General features: G+C 62.6%; 19 protein-coding genes. 8 read left to right on the top strand and 11 right to left on the bottom strand.

All coding sequences use genetic code 11. The features are described from left to right. Positions 1-81: 81 nt before the first annotated feature. Positions 82-900 (top strand): posphoenolpyruvate synthetase regulatory kinase/phosphorylase PpsR, encoded by an 819-nt coding sequence (gene ppsR, locus H7995_RS07525; RefSeq protein ID WP_166590073.1) that lies wholly within the window; start codon positions 82-84, stop codon positions 898-900. A gap of 37 nt (positions 901-937) precedes the next feature. On the opposite strand, the gene H7995_RS07530 is transcribed toward ppsR, so the two are convergent. Next, positions 938-2,356, bottom strand: a complete 1,419-nt coding sequence (locus tag H7995_RS07530) for an aminotransferase-like domain-containing protein (protein ID WP_185818186.1) — start codon at positions 2,354-2,356, stop codon at positions 938-940. A gap of 144 nt (positions 2,357-2,500) precedes the next feature. On the opposite strand from H7995_RS07530, the gene H7995_RS07535 reads away from it, so the two are divergent. After that, positions 2,501-3,388: a DMT family transporter gene (locus tag H7995_RS07535; protein ID WP_166590117.1), complete on the top strand. Its 888-nt coding sequence runs from the start codon at positions 2,501-2,503 to the stop codon at positions 3,386-3,388. Between the two features lie 37 nt (positions 3,389-3,425). Here the strand turns inward: H7995_RS07535 and prpD are convergent, their stop codons facing one another. From prpD to H7995_RS07565, 6 genes are all read right to left on the bottom strand, one after another. Then, positions 3,426-4,910, bottom strand: coding sequence for a 2-methylcitrate dehydratase (gene prpD, locus H7995_RS07540; RefSeq protein ID WP_185818187.1), 1,485 nt, complete (start codon positions 4,908-4,910; stop codon positions 3,426-3,428). 154 nt (positions 4,911-5,064) lie between these two features. Then, complete coding sequence (prpF, locus tag H7995_RS07545; protein WP_185818188.1) at positions 5,065-6,255, bottom strand: 2-methylaconitate cis-trans isomerase PrpF; 1,191 nt, start codon at positions 6,253-6,255, stop codon at positions 5,065-5,067. A gap of 52 nt (positions 6,256-6,307) precedes the next feature. Continuing rightward, the gene (acnD, locus tag H7995_RS07550; RefSeq protein WP_185818189.1) at positions 6,308-8,899 is read right to left on the bottom strand and encodes a Fe/S-dependent 2-methylisocitrate dehydratase AcnD; all 2,592 of its coding nucleotides are present in this window, start codon (positions 8,897-8,899) and stop codon (positions 6,308-6,310) included. A gap of 116 nt (positions 8,900-9,015) precedes the next feature. Beyond that, a complete protein-coding gene (prpC, locus tag H7995_RS07555; protein WP_182341447.1) occupies positions 9,016-10,143 on the bottom strand; it encodes a bifunctional 2-methylcitrate synthase/citrate synthase in 1,128 nt (375 codons plus the stop codon). 134 nt (positions 10,144-10,277) lie between these two features. Next, a complete protein-coding gene (prpB, locus tag H7995_RS07560) occupies positions 10,278-11,168 on the bottom strand; it encodes a methylisocitrate lyase (protein WP_027618049.1) in 891 nt (296 codons plus the stop codon). After that, positions 11,165-11,887 carry a GntR family transcriptional regulator gene (locus tag H7995_RS07565; RefSeq protein ID WP_166590067.1) on the bottom strand — a complete coding sequence of 241 codons (723 nt, stop codon included), beginning with the start codon at positions 11,885-11,887 and terminating at the stop codon, positions 11,165-11,167. The genes prpB and H7995_RS07565 overlap by 4 nt, the downstream gene beginning before the upstream one ends. 269 nt (positions 11,888-12,156) lie before the next feature. On the opposite strand from H7995_RS07565, the gene rloA reads away from it, so the two are divergent. The 4 genes from rloA to pabB all read left to right on the top strand — a co-directional run bounded on the left by rloA (position 12,157) and on the right by pabB (position 16,713). Continuing rightward, on the top strand, positions 12,157-12,693 hold the full coding sequence (rloA, locus tag H7995_RS07570; protein ID WP_166590066.1) for a retropepsin-like aspartic peptidase RloA: 537 nt from the start codon (positions 12,157-12,159) through the stop codon (positions 12,691-12,693). A 5-nt stretch (positions 12,694-12,698) separates the two neighbouring features. Continuing rightward, positions 12,699-14,231: an osmotic stress tolerance membrane protein RloB gene (gene rloB / locus H7995_RS07575; protein ID WP_166590065.1), complete on the top strand. Its 1,533-nt coding sequence runs from the start codon at positions 12,699-12,701 to the stop codon at positions 14,229-14,231. After that, positions 14,231-15,217: an alpha-L-glutamate ligase-like protein gene (locus H7995_RS07580; RefSeq protein ID WP_159997133.1), complete on the top strand. Its 987-nt coding sequence runs from the start codon at positions 14,231-14,233 to the stop codon at positions 15,215-15,217. The genes rloB and H7995_RS07580 overlap by 1 nt, the downstream gene beginning before the upstream one ends. Before the next feature lie 152 nt (positions 15,218-15,369). Continuing rightward, the gene (gene pabB / locus H7995_RS07585; RefSeq protein WP_166590064.1) at positions 15,370-16,713 is read left to right on the top strand and encodes an aminodeoxychorismate synthase component I; all 1,344 of its coding nucleotides are present in this window, start codon (positions 15,370-15,372) and stop codon (positions 16,711-16,713) included. Between the two features lie 86 nt (positions 16,714-16,799). On the opposite strand, the gene thrH is transcribed toward pabB, so the two are convergent. Beyond that, complete coding sequence (gene thrH / locus H7995_RS07590) at positions 16,800-17,417, bottom strand: bifunctional phosphoserine phosphatase/homoserine phosphotransferase ThrH (protein ID WP_166590063.1); 618 nt, start codon at positions 17,415-17,417, stop codon at positions 16,800-16,802. Between the two features lie 174 nt (positions 17,418-17,591). Between thrH and H7995_RS07595 the strand changes: the two genes are divergently transcribed. Further along, positions 17,592-18,326 carry a phosphoadenylyl-sulfate reductase gene (locus H7995_RS07595; protein WP_166590062.1) on the top strand — a complete coding sequence of 245 codons (735 nt, stop codon included), beginning with the start codon at positions 17,592-17,594 and terminating at the stop codon, positions 18,324-18,326. A 40-nt stretch (positions 18,327-18,366) separates the two neighbouring features. Here the strand turns inward: H7995_RS07595 and H7995_RS07600 are convergent, their stop codons facing one another. After that, entirely contained in the window at positions 18,367-19,290 is a 924-nt protein-coding gene (locus H7995_RS07600; protein ID WP_182341450.1) for a LysR family transcriptional regulator, read from the bottom strand. 125 nt (positions 19,291-19,415) lie between these two features. Between H7995_RS07600 and H7995_RS07605 the strand changes: the two genes are divergently transcribed. After that, positions 19,416-20,162 carry a 3-oxoacyl-ACP reductase family protein gene (locus tag H7995_RS07605; protein ID WP_166590060.1) on the top strand — a complete coding sequence of 249 codons (747 nt, stop codon included), beginning with the start codon at positions 19,416-19,418 and terminating at the stop codon, positions 20,160-20,162. A 76-nt stretch (positions 20,163-20,238) separates the two neighbouring features. On the opposite strand, the gene H7995_RS07610 is transcribed toward H7995_RS07605, so the two are convergent. Continuing rightward, positions 20,239-20,931: an HAD-IA family hydrolase gene (locus H7995_RS07610; RefSeq protein WP_166590059.1), complete on the bottom strand. Its 693-nt coding sequence runs from the start codon at positions 20,929-20,931 to the stop codon at positions 20,239-20,241. Between the two features lie 269 nt (positions 20,932-21,200). Beyond that, positions 21,201-21,566, bottom strand: a complete 366-nt coding sequence (locus H7995_RS07615; protein WP_185818190.1) for a glycine zipper domain-containing protein — start codon at positions 21,564-21,566, stop codon at positions 21,201-21,203. Positions 21,567-21,701 lie beyond the last annotated feature (135 nt).

The following is a 21,701-nucleotide window of genomic DNA, read 5'->3' on the forward strand; positions in this document are numbered from 1 at the left end:
AACGTAGTATGGCAACAACAGGCGCCGCCTAAAAGGCACGCATTTGTGATACAGGACACTCACTTAAGGCCCAAGGCGCAAATGAAACGATCTGCTTTCTTTATCTCCGACGGCACGGGCATTACGGCCGAAACCCTGGGTCAAAGCCTGTTGGCGCAGTTCGAAAACATTACCTTCAGCAAATTCACCCGACCGTACATCGACAGCGTCGATAAAGCGCGGGCCATGGTACAACAAATCAACACGGCCGCCGAAAAGGACGGCTTTCGTCCGATCATCTTCGACACGATCGTCAACCAGGACATACGTGAGATTCTCGCCACGTCCAATGGTTTCATGATCGACATTTTCTCGACCTTCCTCGCCCCGCTGGAGCTGGAACTGAGCGAGCATTCGTCCTACTCGGTCGGCAAGTCGCACTCCATTGGCCACAACTCCAACTACATGGAGCGCATCGAGGCGGTGAACTTCGCCCTGGACAACGACGACGGTGCGCGCACTCACTACTACGACAAGGCCGACCTGATCCTGGTGGGCGTGTCGCGGTGCGGCAAGACACCGACCTGCCTGTACATGGCCATGCAATTCGGCATCCGCGCCGCCAACTACCCGCTGACCGAGGACGACATGGAGCGCCTGCAACTGCCAGCCGCCCTGCGCGCCCACCAGCACAAGCTGTTCGGCCTGACCATCGACCCGGACCGCCTCACCGCCATCCGCAACGAGCGCAAGCCCAACAGCCGGTATTCGAGCTATGCCCAGTGCGAGTTCGAGGTGCGCGAAGTGGAAAACCTGTTCCGCCGCGAAAACATCCCGAACATCAACTCCACGCATTTTTCCGTGGAAGAAATTTCCGCCAAGATCCTGGTGGAAAAAGGCGTCGAACGCCGATTCAAGTAAGGCGCAGTTGAACAGCAAGCCGCAAGCAGGAGCCTGCTCAGACCGCTCCTGCCTGCGGCGTGCAGCTTGCCGCGACCGCCGCAATCCCCTCCCGCAATAACCGATCATCCCCCACCGAATTGCACACGCTCACCCGAATAGCCTGCGGCACGGCCCCATGCCCCACCGCAAACGCTTCAGCGGTGGCAATCAGGTAGCCACTGCGCTTGAGCTCGGCTTCAACCTGGGACGCGCGCCACGGCTCGGGCACGTCGATCCAGAAATGCGGGCTGTGGTCGTGCGTGCGGTACTGCAAGCCCTGGAGCAGGTCCTCGACCAGGGCCTTGCGTCGGCGAATCTCAATGATTTGCTGCCCCAGCAATTGCTGGGCGACGCCGTTTTCAATCCACTGCGTGGCCAATTCCAGGGCCAGGGGCGTGGCCATCCAGCAGGAGGCGCGTACCGCTGCCGACAAGCGGCTGAGCAATGCCTGGGGCGCATACAGATAGCCGACCCGCAAGCCCGCCGACACCGCCTTGCTCAGGCTGGCGATCAGTACCGTACGCTCCGCAGCAAAATGGCTCAGCGGCAGTGGCCGCTCCTGGACCAGCACGGCGTGGGCCTGGTCCTCGATGATCAACAGATTGTGCCCACGACAGACCTGCGCCAGGGCCTCGCGGCGCGCCGTGGACATTACCGCGGCCGTGGGATTCTGCAGAGTCGGCGTGCAGTACAGCGCCGTCACCCGGTGTTGGCGACAGGCCTCGTCCAAGGCCGCTGGCAATAACCCTTCGGCGTCCATCGCCAGGCCGATCAGCTTGATCCCCAGATTACGCGCCACGCTGATCAAGCCGGGGTAAGTCAACTGCTCGGTGACCAGCGTATCGCCCGCCTTGAGCAGCGCCATCAGGGCACACAGCAAACCGTGCTGGCCGCCGTTGACGCAGATCACCTGCTCGGCATGGGCGACGAATTCGCCGTGCCCAAGCCACTGCGCACCCGCCGCCCGATACTCCGGCAGACCGGCGTCCGCGGTGTAACCACTGATGCGCTGCATGGCCCGGGAATCTCCCGCCAGGGCCTGCAGCCCCTGGCTCAGCCACTGCGCCTGACGCCCGGGAATTGGCTGATTGCGACTCATGTCCAGGCACGGCGGCGGTTGCTCACTGACATTGCGGAACCCGCCGTCGCGCGGGCGCTCCATGCCCTGCTCCCGGACATAGGTGCCGTCACCGACCCGGGCGACCACCTTGCCCAGACGCTCCAACTCGGCATAGGCGCGACTGACGGTGCCCACCGTGACCCCGAGGCTGTCCGCCAGCAGGCGATGGGGCGGCAATTTGCAGCCGGGCGCAAGCACGCCGTCTGCCATGCCCTGCTCAACCCCGTCGCTGAGGCGCTGGTACTTCATGCCGGTTCCATGGCGTAGGGCATCCCGCAGGATTGACACCATGGCAATACTTACTTTGACAGCCATTACCACCCCGAATAGCGTGCTGAAAACAGGTTCAATCAGGGATAGACCTTTTCCATGACCCGGTCAATTCCCCTCACACCCAGGTGCCCGAGCATGCCCACTGCCATCGCCGTCGATACCCCCCAAAGACACCCCCGCCGCTGGCTGGCGGGCTTGATCACCAGCGTGCTGTTCCTGATTGTCTGCCTGAGCTGGGGCACCACCTGGCTGGGGATCAAGATCGCCGTCGAAAGCGTGCCGCCGCTGACCGCTGCCGGCCTGCGTTTTCTGATCGCCTTCCCGCTGTTCCTGAGTTTTGCCGCCTGGCGCCGCGAACCCTTGCTGTTTCCCAAGGGCAGTCGCTGGTTCTTCCTGTTCGTCACCCTTTCGTATTTCAGCCTGCCGTATTACTTGCTCAACTATGGCGAGATGCACGTTTCGTCAGGGCTCACCGCCCTCCTGTTCAGCTGCATGCCGGTGTTTATCCTGCTGTTCTCGGCGCTGTTCCTGCGGGAAAAAATCTATGCCTCCCAGGTCCTGGGCATCGCCATCGGCTTTGCCAGCCTGTTCATGATCATCCGCAGCCAGGGCTTGCACCTGGACCATGCCGAACTGTTCGGCGTGCTGGCGATTCTCACGGCGGCGATCCTGCATGCGCTGTGTTACGTGGTGACCAAAAAACACGGGAGCGCCATCAGCGTCATCACCTACAACACCCTGCCGATCGGTATCGCCGGGCTGCTGTTGTTTGTGGCGGGACTGACGGTCGAGACCCCGGCCTTCGCGACCATCAGCGCGCGCTCGTGGGGTGCCCTGCTCTATCTGGGGCTGGTGGCGTCGGTGGGCGGGTTCATCGTGTACTTCGTCCTGCTCAAGCGCTTGAGTCCGATCATCCTGTCCTTCGTGTTCATCATTTTCCCGGTGTTCGCGGTGATGATCGGCGCCTGGTACGAGGGACAGGTGATTTCGCGGGAACTGATCGGGTACTCGGCGGTACTGCTGATGGGGTTTGCGATCACCAAGTTGCCCGTGGAGAAGTGGCTGGCCAAGTAACCGCCAGCCACGACATCCCCTGCGGCAGGGCTATCGGTCAGATCACGAACAGGTCCATGAAGCGGTTCACCGGTGTCGCTTCAAGGGCCGCCTGATCCTTGCACAGGGCAAAGATCTGCGCCGTGCGTTGGGCGGTGAAACGCGTGGCGAGGTTGGCCTTGAACTTGTCCTCGAGCAACGGAATACCCTCGGCGCGCCGCCGGCGATGGCCGATCGGGTACTCCACCAGCACTTTCTCGGTGCTCGAGCCGTCCTTGAAAAACACCTGCAGGGCATTGGCGATCGAACGTTTGTCGGCCTCCAGGTACTCGCGGGTGAAACGCGGCTCCTCGACGATGACCATCTTCTCGCGCAACACATCGATGATCGGGTGCGCGGCATGGAACTGATCTTCGTAGTGCTCGGCCACCAGGTTACCGAACGCCAGCGGCACGGCGGTCATGTACTGGATGCAGTGATCGCGGTCGGCGGCGTTGGCCAGTTGCCCGACCTTGGAGATGATGCGGATGGCCGATTCGTGGGTGGTGATGACAATCCGGTCGATCTCATGCAGGCGATTACGCACCTGCGGATGCAGGGTCACCGCCGCCTCGCAGGCGGTCTGCGCATGGAACTCGGCCGGGAAGCTGATCTTGAACAGCACGTTTTCCATCACGTAGCTGGCGTAGGGCTGGGAAAAACTGAACGCGCGCTGCTCCGCCGGCTTGAGCGCCAGGTCCTTGTTGGTATGGCTGAACAGTACGTCGTAGAAGCCCCATTGCGCGGCAGTCAGCGCGCCGGGAATGCCCATTTCACCGCGCAGGGCGATGTCCGCCAGGCGCACCCCGCGACTGGACGCGTCCCCCGCTGCCCAGGATTTGCGTGAGCCGGCGTTCGGCGCATGCCGGTAAGTGCGCAGGGCCTGGCCATCGACAAAGGCGTGGGACAGCGCCGCCAGCAATTGCTCGCGGCTGGCGCCGAGGAGTTTGGCGCTGACCGCGGTCGAGGCGACCTTGACCAGCAGCACGTGGTCCAGGCCGACCCGGTTGAAGGCGTTTTCCAGGGCAATCACCCCTTGAATCTCGTGGGCCATGATCATGGCGTCGAGCACCGCGCGCATGGTCAGCGGCGCGTCGCCATTGGCCAGGCGCTTCTGGGACAAGTGATCAGCCAGCGCCAGGATTGCTCCCAGGTTATCCGAGGGATGACCCCATTCCGCGGCCAGCCAGGTGTCGTTGTAGTCGAGCCAGCGGACGATGCAGCCAATGTCCCAGGCCGCCTTCACCGGGTCCAGGCGAAAATGGGTACCGGGCACCCGTGCGCCAAAGGGCACGATCGTGCCTTCGACCATCGGCCCAAGGTGTTTGGTGCATTCGGGAAAACGCAGGGCCAGCAGGCCGCAACCGAGGGTGTCGAGCAGGCAGTTGCGGGCAGTGTCCAGGGCCTCTTGGGACTCGATCCGGTAGTTCAGGACGTAGTCGGCAATGTCCTGCAGGACCAGGTCATAGTCGGGACGGTTGTTAAGGTCAACGTTGGCGCTCATGTTCGATTCACTCGGGCAGTGGTTCGTAAATGGGACCTCGGTTCAGGACTGATACGGCTGGGTAACCGATATTTTCTTGTAGGAATGGGCTCGACTGTGGGAGCGAGCGCCCGCTTGCGGCGTGCTCGCTCCCACAAGGGGCGATGTTTCAAGGTTAGAACGAATCCCCCGGGACCCGCACCCAGCCTTCCATCAGCACTCGCGCGCTGCGGCTCATGATGGCTTTGGTCACGGTCCATTCGCCGTCCACCAGGTTAGCCTCTGCGCCGACACGCAAGGTGCCGGACGGATGGCCGAAACGTACCGCGTTGCGCTCGATGCCGCCGGCCGCCAGGTTGACCAGGGTCCCGGTGATGGCCGCCGCTGTGCCGATGGCCACTGCTGCGGTGCCCATCATTGCGTGGTGCAACTTGCCCATGGACAGCGCCCGCACCAGCAGATCGACATCGCCGGCTGCCACGGGTTTGCCGCTGGACGACAGGTAATCGCCAGGCCGCGCGACGAACGCTACCTTGGGGGTGTGTTGGCGCTTGGCCGCTTCGTCGAGGTTGGCAATCAAGCCCATGCGCAAGGCGCCATGGGCGCGGATGGTCTCGAACATGGCCAATGCCTTGGGATCGCCGTTGATCTCGCCCTGCAATTCGCGGCCGGTGTAACCGATATCCTCGGCATTGACGAAAATCGTCGGGATGCCGGCATTGATCATGGTCACCTGCAAGGTGCCAACACCCGGCACGTGCAGCTCATCCACCAGGTTGCCGGTGGGGAACATCGAACCGCCGGCGCCCTCTTCCTCGGCCGCTGGGCTGATGAATTCCAACTGCACTTCAGCGGCCGGGAAGGTCACGCCGTCGAGTTCGAAATCACCGGTTTCCTGCACCGCGCCCTGGGTAATCGGCACGTGAGCGATGATGGTCTTGCCGATGTTGGCCTGCCAGATACGCACCACGGCCACGCCGTTGTCCGGCACACGGGCGGGATCGACCAGGCCGCTGCTGACGGCGAACGAACCGACCGCGGCCGACAGGTTGCCGCAGTTACCGCTCCAGTCGACAAACGGCTTGTCGATGGAAACTTGGCCAAACAGGTAATCCACATCGTGATCGGCCTTGATGCTCTTGGACAGGATCACCGTCTTGCTGGTGCTCGAGGTCGCGGCGCCCATGCCGTCGATCTGCTTTTCGTAAGGGTCGGGGCTGCCAATCACCCGCAGCAGCAGCGCATCGCGCGCCGGGCCAGGAACCTGCGCCGACTCGGGCAGATCCTGGAGGCTGAAGAACACGCCTTTGCTGGTGCCACCACGCATGTAGGTGGCGGGAATCTTGATCTGAGGTGCGTGAGCCATGATGGTCCTTAGTGGGCCGACGCGGGACTGACGCCCCGCGCGGCACGTCGTGTTAAACGGCGACAGCCGATTCGAGGAAGTCCTGGGCAAAGCGCTGCAACACGCCGCCCGCTTCGTAGATCGACACCTCTTCAGCGGTATCCAGGCGGCAGGTGACCGGCACCTGGACCTGCTCACCGTTCTTGCGGGTGATAACCAGGGTCAGGGTTGCACGCGGGGTGCGATCGCCCACCACATCGTAGGTTTCGGTACCGTCAATACCCAGGGTCTTGCGGTCGGTGCCCGGCTTGAACTCCAGCGGCAACACGCCCATCCCTACCAGGTTGGTGCGGTGGATACGCTCGAAGCCTTCGGCCGCGATCGCCTCCACACCCGCCAGGCGCACGCCCTTGGCCGCCCAGTCGCGGGACGAACCCTGGCCGTAGTCGGCACCGGCAATAATGATCAGCGGCTGCTTGCGTTCCATGTAGGTTTCGATGGCTTCCCACATGCGCATGACCTGGCCTTCCGGCTCGACCCGCGCCAGCGAACCCTGCTTGACCTTGCCGTTTTCCTGGACCATTTCGTTGAACAGTTTCGGGTTGGCAAAGGTCGCGCGCTGTGCGGTCAAGTGGTCGCCACGGTGGGTCGCGTAGGAGTTGAAGTCTTCCTCCGGCAGGCCCATTTTCGCCAGGTATTCGCCGGCGGCGCTGTCGAGCATGATCGCGTTGGACGGCGACAGGTGATCGGTGGTGATGTTGTCCGGCAGCACGGCCAGCGGGCGCATGCCCTTGAGCGGGCGGGCCCCGGCCAACGCGCCTTCCCAGTACGGCGGACGGCGGATGTAGGTGCTCTGCTCGCGCCACTCGTAGAGCGGCGCGACTTTCGGGCCGGTGTCTTCATGGATGGCGAACATCGGAATGTACACCTGGCGGAACTGCTCCGGCTTGACCGAGGCCTTGACCACGGCGTCGATTTCTTCGTCGCTTGGCCAGATGTCCTTGAGGCGGATTTCCTGACCGTCGACCACGCCCAGCACGTCTTTTTCGATGTCGAAGCGGATGGTCCCGGCAATGGCATAGGCCACGACCAGCGGCGGCGACGCGAGGAAGGCTTGCTTGGCGTACGGGTGAATCCGCCCGTCGAAGTTGCGGTTACCCGACAACACGGCGGTGGCGTACAGGTCGCGATCGATGATCTCTTGCTGGATCACCGGGTCCAGCGCACCGGACATGCCGTTGCACGTGGTGCAGGCAAACGCCACGACGCCAAAGCCCAATTGCTCCAGCTCGTCGGTCAGGCCGGCCTCGTCCAGGTACAGGGCCACAGTCTTGGAGCCCGGTGCCAGGGACGACTTGACCCATGGCTTGCGGGTCAGGCCCAGCTTGTTGGCGTTGCGCGCCAGCAGGCCGGCGGCAATCACGTTGCGCGGGTTGCTGGTGTTGGTGCAACTGGTGATGGCCGCGATGATCACCGCGCCGTCAGGCATTTGCCCAGGCACGTCATCCCATTGCCCGGAGATACCCTTGGCCGCCAGGTCCGAGGTCGCGACACGGGCGTGCGGGTTGCTCGGGCCGGCCATGTTGCGCACCACCGAAGACAGGTCGAAGCTCAGGTTGCGCTCATACTGCGCGCCCACCAGGCTGTCGGCCCACAGGCCCGTCTGCTTGGCATACTGCTCCACCAGACGCACCTGCTCGTCTTCGCGGCCGGTGAGTTTCAGGTAGTCGATGGTCTGCTGGTCGATGTAGAACATCGCCGCGGTGGCGCCGTATTCCGGGGCCATGTTGGAAATGGTCGCCCGGTCGCCCAGGGTCAGGCGCGATGCACCTTCGCCGAAGAACTCCAGCCAGGCACCGACGACCTTCTGCTGGCGCAGGTATTCGGTCAACGCCAGCACCATGTCGGTGGCGGTGATACCCGGTTGCAGCTTGCCGGTCAGTTCAACGCCGACGCTTTCCGGCAGGCGCATCCAGGAGGCACGGCCGAGCATCACGCTTTCAGCTTCCAGGCCACCGACCCCAATGGCGATCACGCCCAGGGCATCGACGTGCGGGGTATGGCTGTCAGTGCCCACGCACGTATCCGGGAACGCCACGCCGTCACGCACCTGGATCACCGGAGACATTTTCTCCAGGTTGATCTGGTGCATGATGCCGTTGCCCGGCGGGATCACGTCGACGTTCTTGAAGGCTTTTTTGGTCCAGTTGATGAAGTGGAAACGGTCTTCGTTGCGCCGGTCTTCGATGGCGCGGTTCTTCTCGAACGCCTCCGGATCAAAACCACCGCGCTCGACGGCCAGGGAGTGGTCGACGATCAACTGAGTCGGCACCACCGGGTTGACCTGTGCCGGATCGCCACCTTGCAGGGCAATCGCATCCCGCAGGCCGGCCAGGTCCACCAGGGCGGTCTGGCCGAGAATGTCGTGGCACACCACCCGCGCCGGGAACCACGGGAAGTCGAGGTCGCGCTTGCGTTCGATCAGTTGCTTGAGCGAGTCGGTCAGGGTCGCCGGATCACAGCGGCGCACCAGGTTTTCCGCCAGCACACGGGAGGTGTACGGCAGGGTGGCATAGGCGCCCGCCTGGATCGCATCGACCGCCGCGCGCACGTCGAAGTAATCCAGATGGCTGCCGGGAAGCGATTTGCGAAATTCAGTGTTCATCGTCAGGACTCGGTCACGGTAGTTTCAAAGGGTGGGGCCTGGCGCCAGTTTCGAAATCAACACAATCCACTGTGGGATCTGCGTTGAGCTCAGATCCCGGTACCGGCCCTCACCATTCAGCGTTGTTCGATTGGCACGAACTTGCGCTGTTCGACGCCGGTGTACTCGGCGCTCGGGCGGATGATGCGGTTGTTGGCGCGCTGTTCGAACACATGCGCCGCCCAGCCGGTCAGGCGCGAGCAGACGAAGATCGGGGTGAACAGCTTGGTCGGGATACCCATGAAGTGGTACGCCGAGGCATGGTAGAAGTCGGCATTGGGGAACAGTTTCTTCTGCTCCCACATGGTCTTGTCGATGGCTTCGGAGACCGGGAACAGCACCGTGTCACCGACTTCGTCCGCGAGTTTTTTCGACCAGCCCTTGATCACTTCATTGCGCGGATCGTTGTCTTTGTAGATCGCGTGGCCGAAGCCCATGATCTTGTCCTTGCGCTCAAGCATGCCCAGGGTGCCCTTGATCGCGTCTTCAGGCGACGAGAAGCGCTGGATCATTTCCATCGCCGCTTCGTTGGCGCCACCGTGCAGCGGGCCACGCAGCGAACCGATGGCCGCCGTGATGCAGGAGAACAGGTCCGACAGGGTCGAAGCGCAGACCCGCGCGGTGAAGGTCGACGCGTTGAACTCGTGCTCGGCGTAGAGGATCAGCGACACGTTCATCACCTTGACGTGCAACTCGCTTGGCTTCTCATCGTGCAGCAGGTGCAGGAAGTGACCACCGATGGACGGCTCGTCGGTGACGCAATTAATGCGCTTGCCATCGTGGCTGAAGCGGTACCAGTAGCACATGATCGCCGGGAAGGCGGCCAGCAGGCGGTCGGTCTTGTCGTGTTGTTCGCTGAAGCTGTGCTCCGCCTCCAGGTTCCCCAGGAACGAGCAACCGGTGCGCATCACATCCATCGGGTGGGCGTCGGCCGGAATGCGCTCAAGCACTTCCTTCAAGGCTTGCGGCAGGTCGCGCAGTTGGCTCAGCTTGGCGACGTAAGCGTCCAGTTGCGCCCGGCTCGGCAGCTCGCCGTACAGCAGCAGGTAGGCCACTTCCTCGAACTGCGCATCCGCCGCCAGTTCGCGCACGTCGTAGCCACGGTAAGTCAGGCCTGCACCTTCCTGCCCAACGGTGGACAGTGCGGTTTGCCCGGCAACCTGACCACGGAGCCCGGCGCCACTCAATACTTTTGCTTCGGCCATTGCTGTCTCCAATCTTGAATTTTTTAGGGAATCGGCAAGTTCTTTCTGATTAACAACGTATATGTGTAGCAGCTGGCGAGTCCTGCGGACTCGAACGCAGCCTCGCGAGCTCGACAGCGGCTACAGGGCTTGCCTTATTTCTTTGCCGCGAACAGCGCATCGAGCTTCTGCTCGAAGGTGTGGTAGTCGATGCGATCGTAGAGCTCCATGCGCGTTTGCATGGTGTCGATGACGTTCTGCTGCGTGCCATCGCGGCGGATCGCGGTGTAGACGTTCTCGGCGGCCTTGTTCATGGCACGGAACGCCGACAGCGGGTACAGCACCAGCGACACGTCGGCCGCCTTCAGTTGCTCGGTGGTGTACAGCGGCGTGGCGCCGAATTCGGTGATGTTGGCCAGGATCGGCGCTTTCACGCGGCTGGCGAACAGCTTGTACATTTCCAGCTCAGTGATGGCTTCCGGGAACACCATGTCGGCGCCGGCCTCGATGCAGGCAGCGGCACGATCCAGGGCCGACTCCAGGCCTTCGACAGCCAGGGCGTCGGTACGGGCCATGATCACGAAGCTGTCATCGGTGCGCGCATCCACGGCCGCCTTGATGCGGTCGACCATTTCCTGCTGGGTCACGATTTCCTTGTTCGGACGGTGGCCGCAGCGCTTGGCGCCCACCTGGTCCTCGATGTGGATCGCCGCCGCGCCGAACTTGATCATCGACTTGACGGTACGAGCCACGTTGAAGGCCGAGGAGCCAAAGCCGGTGTCGACATCCACCAGCAACGGCAGGTCGCAGACATCGGTGATCCGACGGACGTCGGTCAGCACGTCATCCAGCCCGGTAATGCCCAGGTCCGGCACGCCGAGGGAGCCGGCAGCCACCCCGCCACCGGACAGATAAATAGCCTTGAAACCGGCGCGCTTGGCCAGCAGCGCGTGGTTGGCGTTGATCGCGCCGACCACTTGCAACGGCTGCTCGCTGGCAACCGCATCACGGAAACGCTGGCCTGGTGTGCTCTTGTTGGAACTCATGACTCACCTCGTGGAGTGACTGTCTGATGGGCGCCGTCCTGATAGTGACGGGCGATGTTGCGTTTTGAGGCGCCGATGTGCCGACGCATCAACAACTCGGCCAATTCACCGTCACGGTCGGCGATGGCATCGAGAATTCGGTGGTGTTCGGCGAACGCCTGGCGCGGCCGATTGGGGGTGGCGGAAAACTGGATGCGGTACATGCGCACCAGTTGATACAGCTCGCCGCAGAGCATTTGGGTCAGCGTACGGTTGCCGCTGCCCTGGATGATCCGGTAGTGGAAGTCGAAATCGCCTTCCTGCTGGTAGTAGCCCACGCCAGCCTGGAATGCCTCGTCGCGCTCATGGGTTTCCAGGACCCGGCGCAGCTCGTCGATCTCTGCGCTGCTCATGCGCTCGGCGGCCAGGCGACAGGCCATGCCTTCCAGCGACTCGCGGATCTCATAGAGCTCGATCAATTCGGCATGGCTCAGCGATACCACTCGGGCCCCGACGTGCGGCACGCGCACCAGCAGGCGCTGACCCTCAAGGCGGTGAATGGCCTCGCGCAGCGGTCCACGGCTGATGCCGTAGGTGCGCGCCAGCTCTGGCTCGGAGATTTTGCTGCCCGGGGCGATGTCACCTTTGACGATGGCCGCCTGGATACGGCGAAAGACGTTCTCGGAAAGGGTTTCCGAATCGTCCGAGGCCAGCACCGGGGGATCGAGTTGATCCAGCATATTGTCGACACCTTGTGAGTCAATGCGCCATAAACTAGCCAATACCAGTCTTCCAGTCAAAGGAAATAGAGTGATTGTCGACAATCGTCTAATAAACCCTTTGGATAAATCGAAATCGAAGGACCACCTCGGCGCTGGCACCAGAAAACCACCGTGCTAGAATGCCGCCCGCATTTGCCTGTCATCTTTATATGGCAGGCATACGAGGCGCTTGTGCAGCAATGCCAGTCACCTTGAACTGAAGAATGGACAGCAACGCGCCAGGATTTATGAGACTCAAGCACCTCCCTTTATTGCTCTGCCTGTTCTGCCTGCCGGGCCTCGGTTACGCGGGCGAAAAGACCGTGTACGGTCTCAACGAATACGCCCAGCTGTCAGGCATCGACCTGGAAGTCGCGGCCAAACTCGACACCGGGGCCAAGACCGCCTCCCTCAGCGCCCGCGACATCAAGCGTTTCAAACGCAACGGCGAATCCTGGGTGCGCTTCTACCTGGCCATCGACACGGCTCATTCGCACCCCATCGAACGCCCGCTGGCCCGCGTCAGCAAGATCAAGCGGCGCGCCGGCGACTACGATCCCGAAGAGGGCAAGAAGTACACCGCGCGCCCGGTCATCGAGCTGGATATCTGCATGGGATCGGCTTTGCGCAGCATAGAAGTGAACTTGACCGACCGAAGTGCATTCCAATACCCGCTCCTGATCGGCTCCGAAGCCTTGAAACGCTTCGATGCACTGGTCGACCCCAGTCTTAAATACGCTGCTGGCAAACCCGCCTGCGCCACCGACGCTCACACCGCAGAGTAATACCCATGCGCTCTCTTACCCTCCATCTGAAACTGCTGATCGCCATCCTGGTGGTGCTGGGCATTTCAGTTACGGCCTATCAGATTTTCGTGCTGGGCATCCCGGTGACCGAAGACGCCACCGACGACCTGTGGAACATCGACGCCAAGGTCGAGTTTGTCGCCAGCGCCAAGGACCCGGTGAAGATCCAGATGTTCGTGCCGCCCTTGAGCCGCGACTACGTCAGCCTCAATGAAAGCTTCATCTCCAACAACTATGGGGTGGCGGTCAACCGCGTCGACGGCAACCGCAAAGTCACCTGGTCGGCCCGCCGCGCCAAGGGCAACCAGACCCTGTACTACCGCCTGGTGCTGACCAAGCGCTACACCGCCGAAAAACCCAAGATCAAGGGCCCGACCTTCCGCGACAGCATCGCCATCGAAGGCCCGGAGAAAATCGCCGCCGAAGCCCTGCTCGCGCCGATTCGCCAGCACTCGGCCGACGTCGAGACCTTCATCAGCGAAGCGATCAAGCGGGTCAACAACAGCAACGACGACAACGCCAAGATGCTCCTGGCGGGCGACCCGACGCCGGCGCACAAGGCCAAGATCGTCGAACTGCTGCTGTCCATCGCCCACGTGCCGGTGGAAAAGGTCCACACCATCCGCTTGGTGGCCGACCAACCCCAGTCCCCGGAACTCTGGCTGCGCAGCTTCAACGGTACCGACTGGCTGTACTTCAACCCCGAGACGGGCGAGCAGGGCCTGCCGAGCGACCGCCTGCTGTGGTGGACCGGCGATGACAACCTGATCACCGTGGACGGTGGCAAGAAAGCCACCGTGACCTTCAGCCTGAACAACAGCGAAATGAACGCCATTCGCCTGGCCAAGCTGACCGACGAAAATACCGATGCCAACTTCCTCGAGTACTCGTTGTACGGCTTGCCCCTGCAAACCCAGCAGACCTTCATGATCATGGTCATGATCCCGATTGGCGTGCTGGTGATCCTGGTCCTGCGTAACCTGATCGGCCTGCAGACCCTGGGTACCTTCACCCCGGTGCTGATCGCCCTGGCGTTTCGCGAAACCCAACTGGGCTTCGGTATCGTGCTGTTTACCGTGATTACCGCCCTGGGCCTGTCGCTGCGTTCCTACCTTGAGCACCTGAAACTGCAGATGCTGCCGCGATTGTCGGTGGTGCTGACGTTCGTGGTGGTGCTGATCGCCGCCATCAGCCTGTTCAGCCACAAGCTGGGCCTGGAACGCGGCCTGTCGGTGGCGCTGTTCCCGATGGTGATCCTGACCATGACCATCGAACGCCTGTCGATCACCTGGGAAGAGCGCGGCGGTGGCCATGCCATGAAAGTGGCGATCGGCACCCTGTTCGCGGCCTCCCTGGCGCACCTGATCATGAGCGTGCCTGAGCTGGTGTATTTCGTCTTCACCTTCCCGGCGATCCTGCTGATCCTGGTGGGCTTCATGCTGGCCATGGGGCGTTATCGCGGCTACCGTCTGACCGAGCTGGTGCGTTTCAAAGCCTTCCTCAAGGCTGATTCGTAATGTTCGGCTTCTGGAAGACCTGGAAGGCCCTGGAAGCGCGGGGCATCATGGGCATCAACCGGCGTAACGCCGACTACGTGCTCAAGTACAACAAGCGCAGCCTGTACCCGATCGTCGATGACAAGATCATCACCAAGGAACGGGCAATCAAGGCCGGCATCCACGTGCCGCAGATGTACGGGGTGATCTCCACCGAGAAGGAAATCGACAAGCTCGGCGAGATCATCGACGGGCACAGCGACTTCGTCATCAAGCCGGCACAGGGTGCCGGCGGCGATGGCATCCTGGTGATCGCCGACCGTTTCGAAGGGCGCTACCGCACCGTGTCCGGGAAGATCATCAGCCACGAGGAAATCGAGCACCAGATTTCCAGCATCCTCACCGGCCTGTACTCCCTGGGCGGCCACCGCGACCGCGCACTGATCGAATACCGGGTGATTCCCGACCAGATCTTCAAGAGCATCAGCTATGAGGGCGTGCCGGACATCCGCATCATCGTGCTGATGGGTTATCCGGTGATGGCCATGCTGCGCCTGCCGACGCGTCAGTCCGGCGGCAAGGCCAACCTGCACCAGGGCGCCATCGGCGTCGGTGTCGACCTGGCCACGGGGCTGACCTTGCGTGGCACCTGGCTGAACAACATCATCACCAAACACCCGGACACCACCAACGCGGTGGACGGTGTGCAACTGCCCTACTGGGACGGCTTCATGAAGCTTGCCGCCGGTTGTTATGAACTGTGCGGCCTGGGCTACATCGGCGTCGACATGGTGCTGGACCAGGAAAAAGGCCCGCTGATTCTCGAGCTCAACGCGCGCCCGGGGCTGAACATCCAGATCGCCAACGACTGCGGGCTGACCTTGCGCACCCACGCGGTGGAAGCGCGCCTGGAAGAACTCAAGGCCCAGGGCATCAGCGAAACCGTGGAGGAGCGCGTGCGGTTTGTCCAGGACAGGTTCGGGCATATTCCTGCGGTCGAGGGCTGATCGCCAAACGCTGCACCTATCGCCAGCAGGCTGGCGCCCACAGTGGGTCTGTGGGCAGGCCAGCCTGCTGGCGATAGCCAATCCCCTCTAGGAGCATTTCCTGCAGAGGACTACAATCGCCACCCCGCCTCGATGGCTGATCTACCCCGCTCATGTCGACCTGTTCCGTATACCCGCTGCCCTATCACGCCAATCCCGCCGAGTATTTCGCGGCGATCCGTCATGCCCCCGGCAGCGTGCTGCTCGACAGTGGCCGGCCCAGCGCCGAGCGCGGGCGCTATGACCTGCTCAGCGCCTGGCCGCTGGCGACGCTGGCGGTCGCGCCGGACGAAAGCGGCACCGCATTCCTGCAACGCTTGCGCGCCACCCTTGGCCAATTGGGCGAAGCGGCGATCCCGGCGCCCCTGGAGTTGCCGTTCGCCGGCGGCCTGATCGGCTACCTCAGCTACGATTTCGGCCGCCACCTTGAAGCCCTGCCCCACCAGGCGCAGGACGATCTGCAACTGCCCGATGCGCGCTTCGGCCTGTATGCCTGGGCGCTGATCAGCGACCACCTGCTGGGCACCAGCCAATTGGTGTTTCACCCCACGATCAGCGAAGCCGAGCGCCAGCGCCTGTGCGAGGTGTTCAGCCAACCGGTCGCCGCGAACAGCGCGTCCTTCAGCCTCAAGGGCCCCATGCAGCCCGACCTCAGCCCTGAAGACTATCGGCAGGCATTCGAGCGCATCCAGCACTACATCCAGGCCGGTGACTGCTATCAGGTCAACTTTGCCCAACGGTTCCGCGCCCAATGCCAGGGCGACGCCTGGACGGCCTATTGCGCACTGCGGGCGGCGTGCCCCACGCCGTTCTCGGGCTTCCAGAGCCTGCCCGACGGCGGCGCGGTACTGAGCCTGTCACCCGAACGCTTTGTCAAAGTCAGCCAGCGCCAGGTGGAGACCCGCCCGATCAAAGGCACCCGCCCACGGGGACGCGATGCCGCCGAAGACGCGGCCAACGCCGCCGAATTGCTGGCCAGCCCCAAGGACCGCGCGGAAAACCTGATGATCGTCGACCTGCTGCGCAACGACCTGGGCCGCACCTGCCGTATCGGCTCGGTGCGTGTGCCGCAATTGTTCAGCCTGGAAAGCTACCCCAACGTGCACCACCTGGTGAGCAGCGTCACCGGCGAGCTGGCAGCCGACAAGGACGCCCTCGACCTGATCGCCGGCAGCTTCCCCGGCGGCTCGATCACCGGCGCACCGAAAATCCGCGCGATGCAGATCATCGACGAACTGGAACCCACCCGTCGCGGCCTGTACTGCGGCTCATTGTTGTACCTGGACGTGCGCGGACAAATGGACAGCTCGATCGCCATCCGCAGCCTGCTGGTCAAGGACGCCCAGGTCTGCTGCTGGGGCGGCGGCGGAATCGTCGCCGACTCGCAGTGGCAGGCCGAGTATCAGGAGTCGATCACCAAGGTGAAGGTGCTGCTCGAAACCCTGCAGAACCTATAAAAACATCGCGAGCAGGCTCGCTCCCACAAGGGGGTCACATTCCATTGTGGGAGCGAGCCTGCTCGCGATGGCGTCCTCAAGGACGGTTACAGGCTCAACTCCCGGTTGGAAGCCTTGATGAACTCCTGCTTCAACTCGGCAAACGTATGCACCGCCGGGAACTGCGGGAACTCGCGGATCACGTTGTCGGGCGCATGGAACAGAATCCCGGCATCGGCTTCGCCCAGCATGGTGGTGTCGTTGTACGAATCACCGGCGGCAATCACCCGGTAGTACAGGCTCTTGAAGGACAGCACGGACTGGCGCTTGGGGTCTTTCTGGCGCAACTGATAACCGGTGACCCGACCCGTCTGGTCGGTGACCAGGCGATGGCAGAGCAAGGTCGGGAACCCCAGCTGACGCATCAGCGGCTGGGAAAATTCGTAGAAGGTGTCGGACAGGATCACCACCTGGAAGCGCTCACGCAGCCAGTTGACGAACTCGACGGCGCCCTCCAGCGGCTTGAGAGTGCCGATGACTTCCTGGATATCGGCCAGCTTCAGGCCGTGCTCGTCGAGGATGCGCAGGCGCTGCTGCATCAACACGTCGTAGTCGGGAATATCCCGGGTGGTTGCCCTGAGGGATTCAATCCCGGTTTTTTCGGCAAAGGCGATCCAGATTTCCGGGACCAGGACACCTTCCAGGTCGAGACAGGCAATTTCCACAACACACTCCCATTTGTACTGATTATTGAGTTGAGCGAGCAAAAGGACTGCCGAACTCTAGCGAGTCGTCACCGGCTGTGCAACGCAGACAAGCGCGCCAACGGGCCCGGGTTTTTGCTAACATCGCCTCCCTATAGAGCGCTTAGCGCCACCGACCTGTAGGAAACCGCCCTGATGAGCCCATCGTTCGACGTCACTGAACTCGCCGCGACCTATGCCAACAAATCCGCCCAGGACATTCTCAAACTGGCCTTTGCCGAGTTCGGGGATGACCTGTGGATCTCCTTCAGCGGCGCCGAGGATGTGGTGCTGGTGGACATGGCCTGGAAGCTCAACAAAAACGTCAAGGTCTTCAGCCTCGACACCGGTCGCCTGCACCCGGAGACCTATCGGTTCATCGACCAGGTGCGCGAGCACTACAACATCCCGATCGAACTGGTGTCGCCGGACCACAGCAAGCTGGAACCTTTCGTCAAGGAAAAGGGCCTGTTCAGTTTCTACAAGGACGGTCACGGCGAATGCTGCGGCATCCGCAAGATCGAACCGCTGCGCCGCAAGCTCTCCAGCGTGCGCGCCTGGGCCACCGGCCAACGCCGCGACCAGAGCCCGGGAACCCGCAGCCAGGTGGCCGTGCTGGAAATCGACGGCGCGTTCTCCACCGCCGAACGCCCCCTGTACAAGTTCAACCCGCTGGCGCAAATGAGCAGCGAAGAGATCTGGGGCTACATCCGCATGCTGGAGCTGCCCTACAACAGCCTGCACGAACGCGGCTTCATCAGCATCGGCTGCGAACCCTGCACCCGTCCGGTGCTGCCGAACCAGCACGAGCGCGAAGGTCGCTGGTGGTGGGAAGAAGCCACCCAGAAAGAATGTGGCCTGCACGCCGGCAACATCATCAAGAAAGCCTGATCCTGAAGGAGCGAGGGCCGGCACTGCCCTTGCTCGCGAATCAGACCGCGCTGAATCGCGCAGCCCACTGCTGCTGCGCGAACTGCTCAATGATGAAATCGACAAACGCCCGGGTCTTGCCCGGCAGCAGTTTGTGCTCGGCGTAATAGATGGAAATGTTGCCGTCATCGACATACCAGTCCGGCAACACCCGCTGCAACGTTCCCGCCTGCAGATAACCCAGCGCAAACGGCAGGCTCACCAGCGCGATGCCCAAGCCCTGGGTCGCCGTGGCACAGGCCGCCTCCGAGTCACTCAGGGTCATCCGCACCCTGAGATTCAGCGGGCTGTGTTGCTGCTGGCGACTGGTTAACTGCCAGGAGCGCACGCGGCCGGTCTGCGGCGAGCGAATCAGGATGCCGTCGTGGTGCCGCAGATCATCCGGTTCAATCACCGGCGGTTGGTGTGCCAGGTACTCCGGCGACGCCACCAGCACCCGATGGGCCGGGGTCAGTCGCCGGGCAACCACCCCCTGGGGCAACTCGAAGCCACCGCCAATCGCCGCGTCAAAGCCCTGGCCGATCAGGTCGACCTGGCGGTTATCGAAATGCCAGTCCGGGTTGATCGCCGGATAGCGCCCCAGGAACTCCCCCAGCAACGGCACGATGTACAGTCGGCCGAACACCGTGCCCATACTGACCTTGAGGGTCCCGGCCGGACGCCCTTCGGCACTGGCCAGGTTGGCCACCGCATTCTGGATCGTATGCAGGCTGGCGCTGACCTCGCCGAGAAACAACTGACCGGCCTCGGTCAGCGTCAGGCGTCGGGTGCTGCGCTGAAACAGCCGCACGCCCAGGCGCGCCTCCAGCTTAGCGACACTCTTGCCCACCGCCGCCGGGGTCAGGCTCAAGCGTCGCGCCGCCTCGGCAAAGCTGCCGACCTCGGCACTGCGGACAAAGCATTCGATACTGCTGAAGGTTTCCATGATCGCCACTATAAACTTCTGGTTTACACAGACTATCGCAATCAGGGTCTACTCAGGGAGTAATGGGAAATCGATACTAGGCTCCATCAACCGGGACACTTCGCCCCGGGACTTTGGAGATCGATATGACCACTCAACCTTTGAGCGGCAAAGTAGCGCTGATTCAGGGCGGTTCCCGTGGTATCGGCGCGGCCATCGTCCAGCGCCTGGCTGCTGAAGGCGCCGCCGTTGCCTTTACCTACGTCAGTTCCACCGCCAAGGCTCAGGCACTGCAGGACAGCATCATCGCCGCAGGCGGCAAGGCCCTGGCGATCCAGGCCGACAGCGCCGATGCCGCCGCCATCCGCCAGGCGGTCAATAGCACGGTGCAAACCTTCGGTCGGCTGGACATCCTGGTCAACAACGCAGGCGTGCTGGCCGTTGCTGCGCTGGAGGATTTCACACTCGAAGACTTCGACCAGACACTGGCCATCAACGTGCGCAGCGTATTCATCGCCAGCCAGGAAGCTGCACGGCACATGGGCGCAGGCGGTCGCATCATCAACATCGGCAGCACCAACGCCGACCGCATGCCCTTCGCTGGGGGTGGCCCGTATGCCATGAGCAAGGCGGCACTGGTCGGCCTGACCAAGGGCCTGGCCCGCGACCTGGGTCCACGGGGCATCACCATCAACAACGTGCAACCCGGCCCGGTCGACACCGACATGAACCCGGCCCACGGCGAGTTTGCCGAGAGCCTGATCCCATTGATGGCTGTGGGCCGTTATGGCACCGCTGGCGAAATCGCCAGCTTCGTCGCCTACCTGGCCGGTCCGGAAGCGGGATACATCACCGGCGCCAGCCTGACCATCGACGGTGGTTTTGGCGCCTGAGCCCTTTACAGGTACAAAAAAACGCCGGGCAACCCTGCACAGGTTACCCGGCGTTTTATTGTGCCTGGCTCAGCGCTCAAGCCGTTTCGAGCGCCGGCAAGCCATAGGATTGCAGGGAAAAAGCCTTCAGCGAACGCAAGATGCTGTCGGCATGGGCATACTTTTCGTCAGCCATGGCGGCGTCCGGCACCGCCACCGCGGTCATCCCCGCCGCTTTCGCCGCGGTGACACCAAACGGCGAATCCTCGAACACCAGGCAATCCTCAGGCGCTACGCCCAGGCGGCGCGCGGCGGTGAGGAAGATGTCCGGGGCCGGCTTGGCGGCGCCGACTTCAGGGTCGTCGGCGGTGACGATGGTGTCGAACAGCGCGAACCAGTCACGGTGCAACGTGGTTTTCTGCGCGAAGGACTGACTCGAAGAACTGGTACCCACGGCAATCGGGATGTTGTTGGCCTGCAAATGCTCAACCAGCTCCCGCGCCCCTGGCATCGCCAGCGCAAGGGGGAACCGCTCCTGCATCAAGGGTTCGCGAACCCGCAGGAATTCCTCGGCACTGATGGGCAACTCCAGCGCCTGCACCACGTAGCGCGCCAGGTCGGCGGCGCCACGGCCAATGATGTTCTGCTTGATGCTCCAGTCGAACGTACGGCCATAACGTTGCGCGATGATCTGCGTGACCTCGGTGTAAATGCCCTCGGTATCCAGCAACAGACCATCCATATCAAAAATCACGGCCTTGATCGGGCCCAACTCCAGCTGTGCACTCATCGCATCTGTCCGTTATCAACACAACATTCCAGGAACGGCTCAGGGGCGGCCATGGCCCTCATCGACCGCGCAACGGTCGATGAAAGGGTTCAGCAGCATAACGAGCCTGGATTACATGGGGCAACCATTTGCCCGTCGCGACATCGGCAGCAGGGCCTTCGGCATCCGCGCCGATCATCTGGAGCTGTAAACCCTGATGGTGTGCGACCAGCACAAACAAAGAAGCCCGACCATAGGGCCGGGCTTCTCTGGTGCATCGCCGCGAAGGATCAGTGACCCTTCTTGCCCATGCTGTTACCCACCGCGCCACCGGCGGCACCGCCCAGGCCGGCGCCGATGGTCGCACCATTCTTGCCGCCCAGTGAACGCCCGATGACCGAACCACCGGCCGCGCCGCCCCCCCCACCAATGGCGGCCTTGGTGCGATTACCCTTGTGTGCGCCCGCAGCACCACCGGCAGCGCCGGCGACACCCGCGCCAATGGTCGCACCGGTGCTGCCACCGAGCTTCTGACCAACCACATTGCCCAACGCGCCACCCAGGCCGCCACCCAACGCCGCGGTGCCATCACCGGCAGCCATTGCACCTTGAGCGACCAGAAGCCCCAGAACCAAAGCAGGCAGAGTTAAACGCATGACATAAACCTCAAACAGAATATTGAATCGTAGAAATGGGCTGCTAATGAAGGGGCTGTCCACACGGGGACGCCGCCAACCTTCCTGTGCGCGAGGGTTGGACAGCAATTGGCCGAAGAGTTTTATCGCGGGCAA

The organism is Pseudomonas kielensis (assembly GCF_014236655.1).
GTDB lineage: Bacteria > Pseudomonadota > Gammaproteobacteria > Pseudomonadales > Pseudomonadaceae > Aquipseudomonas > Aquipseudomonas kielensis.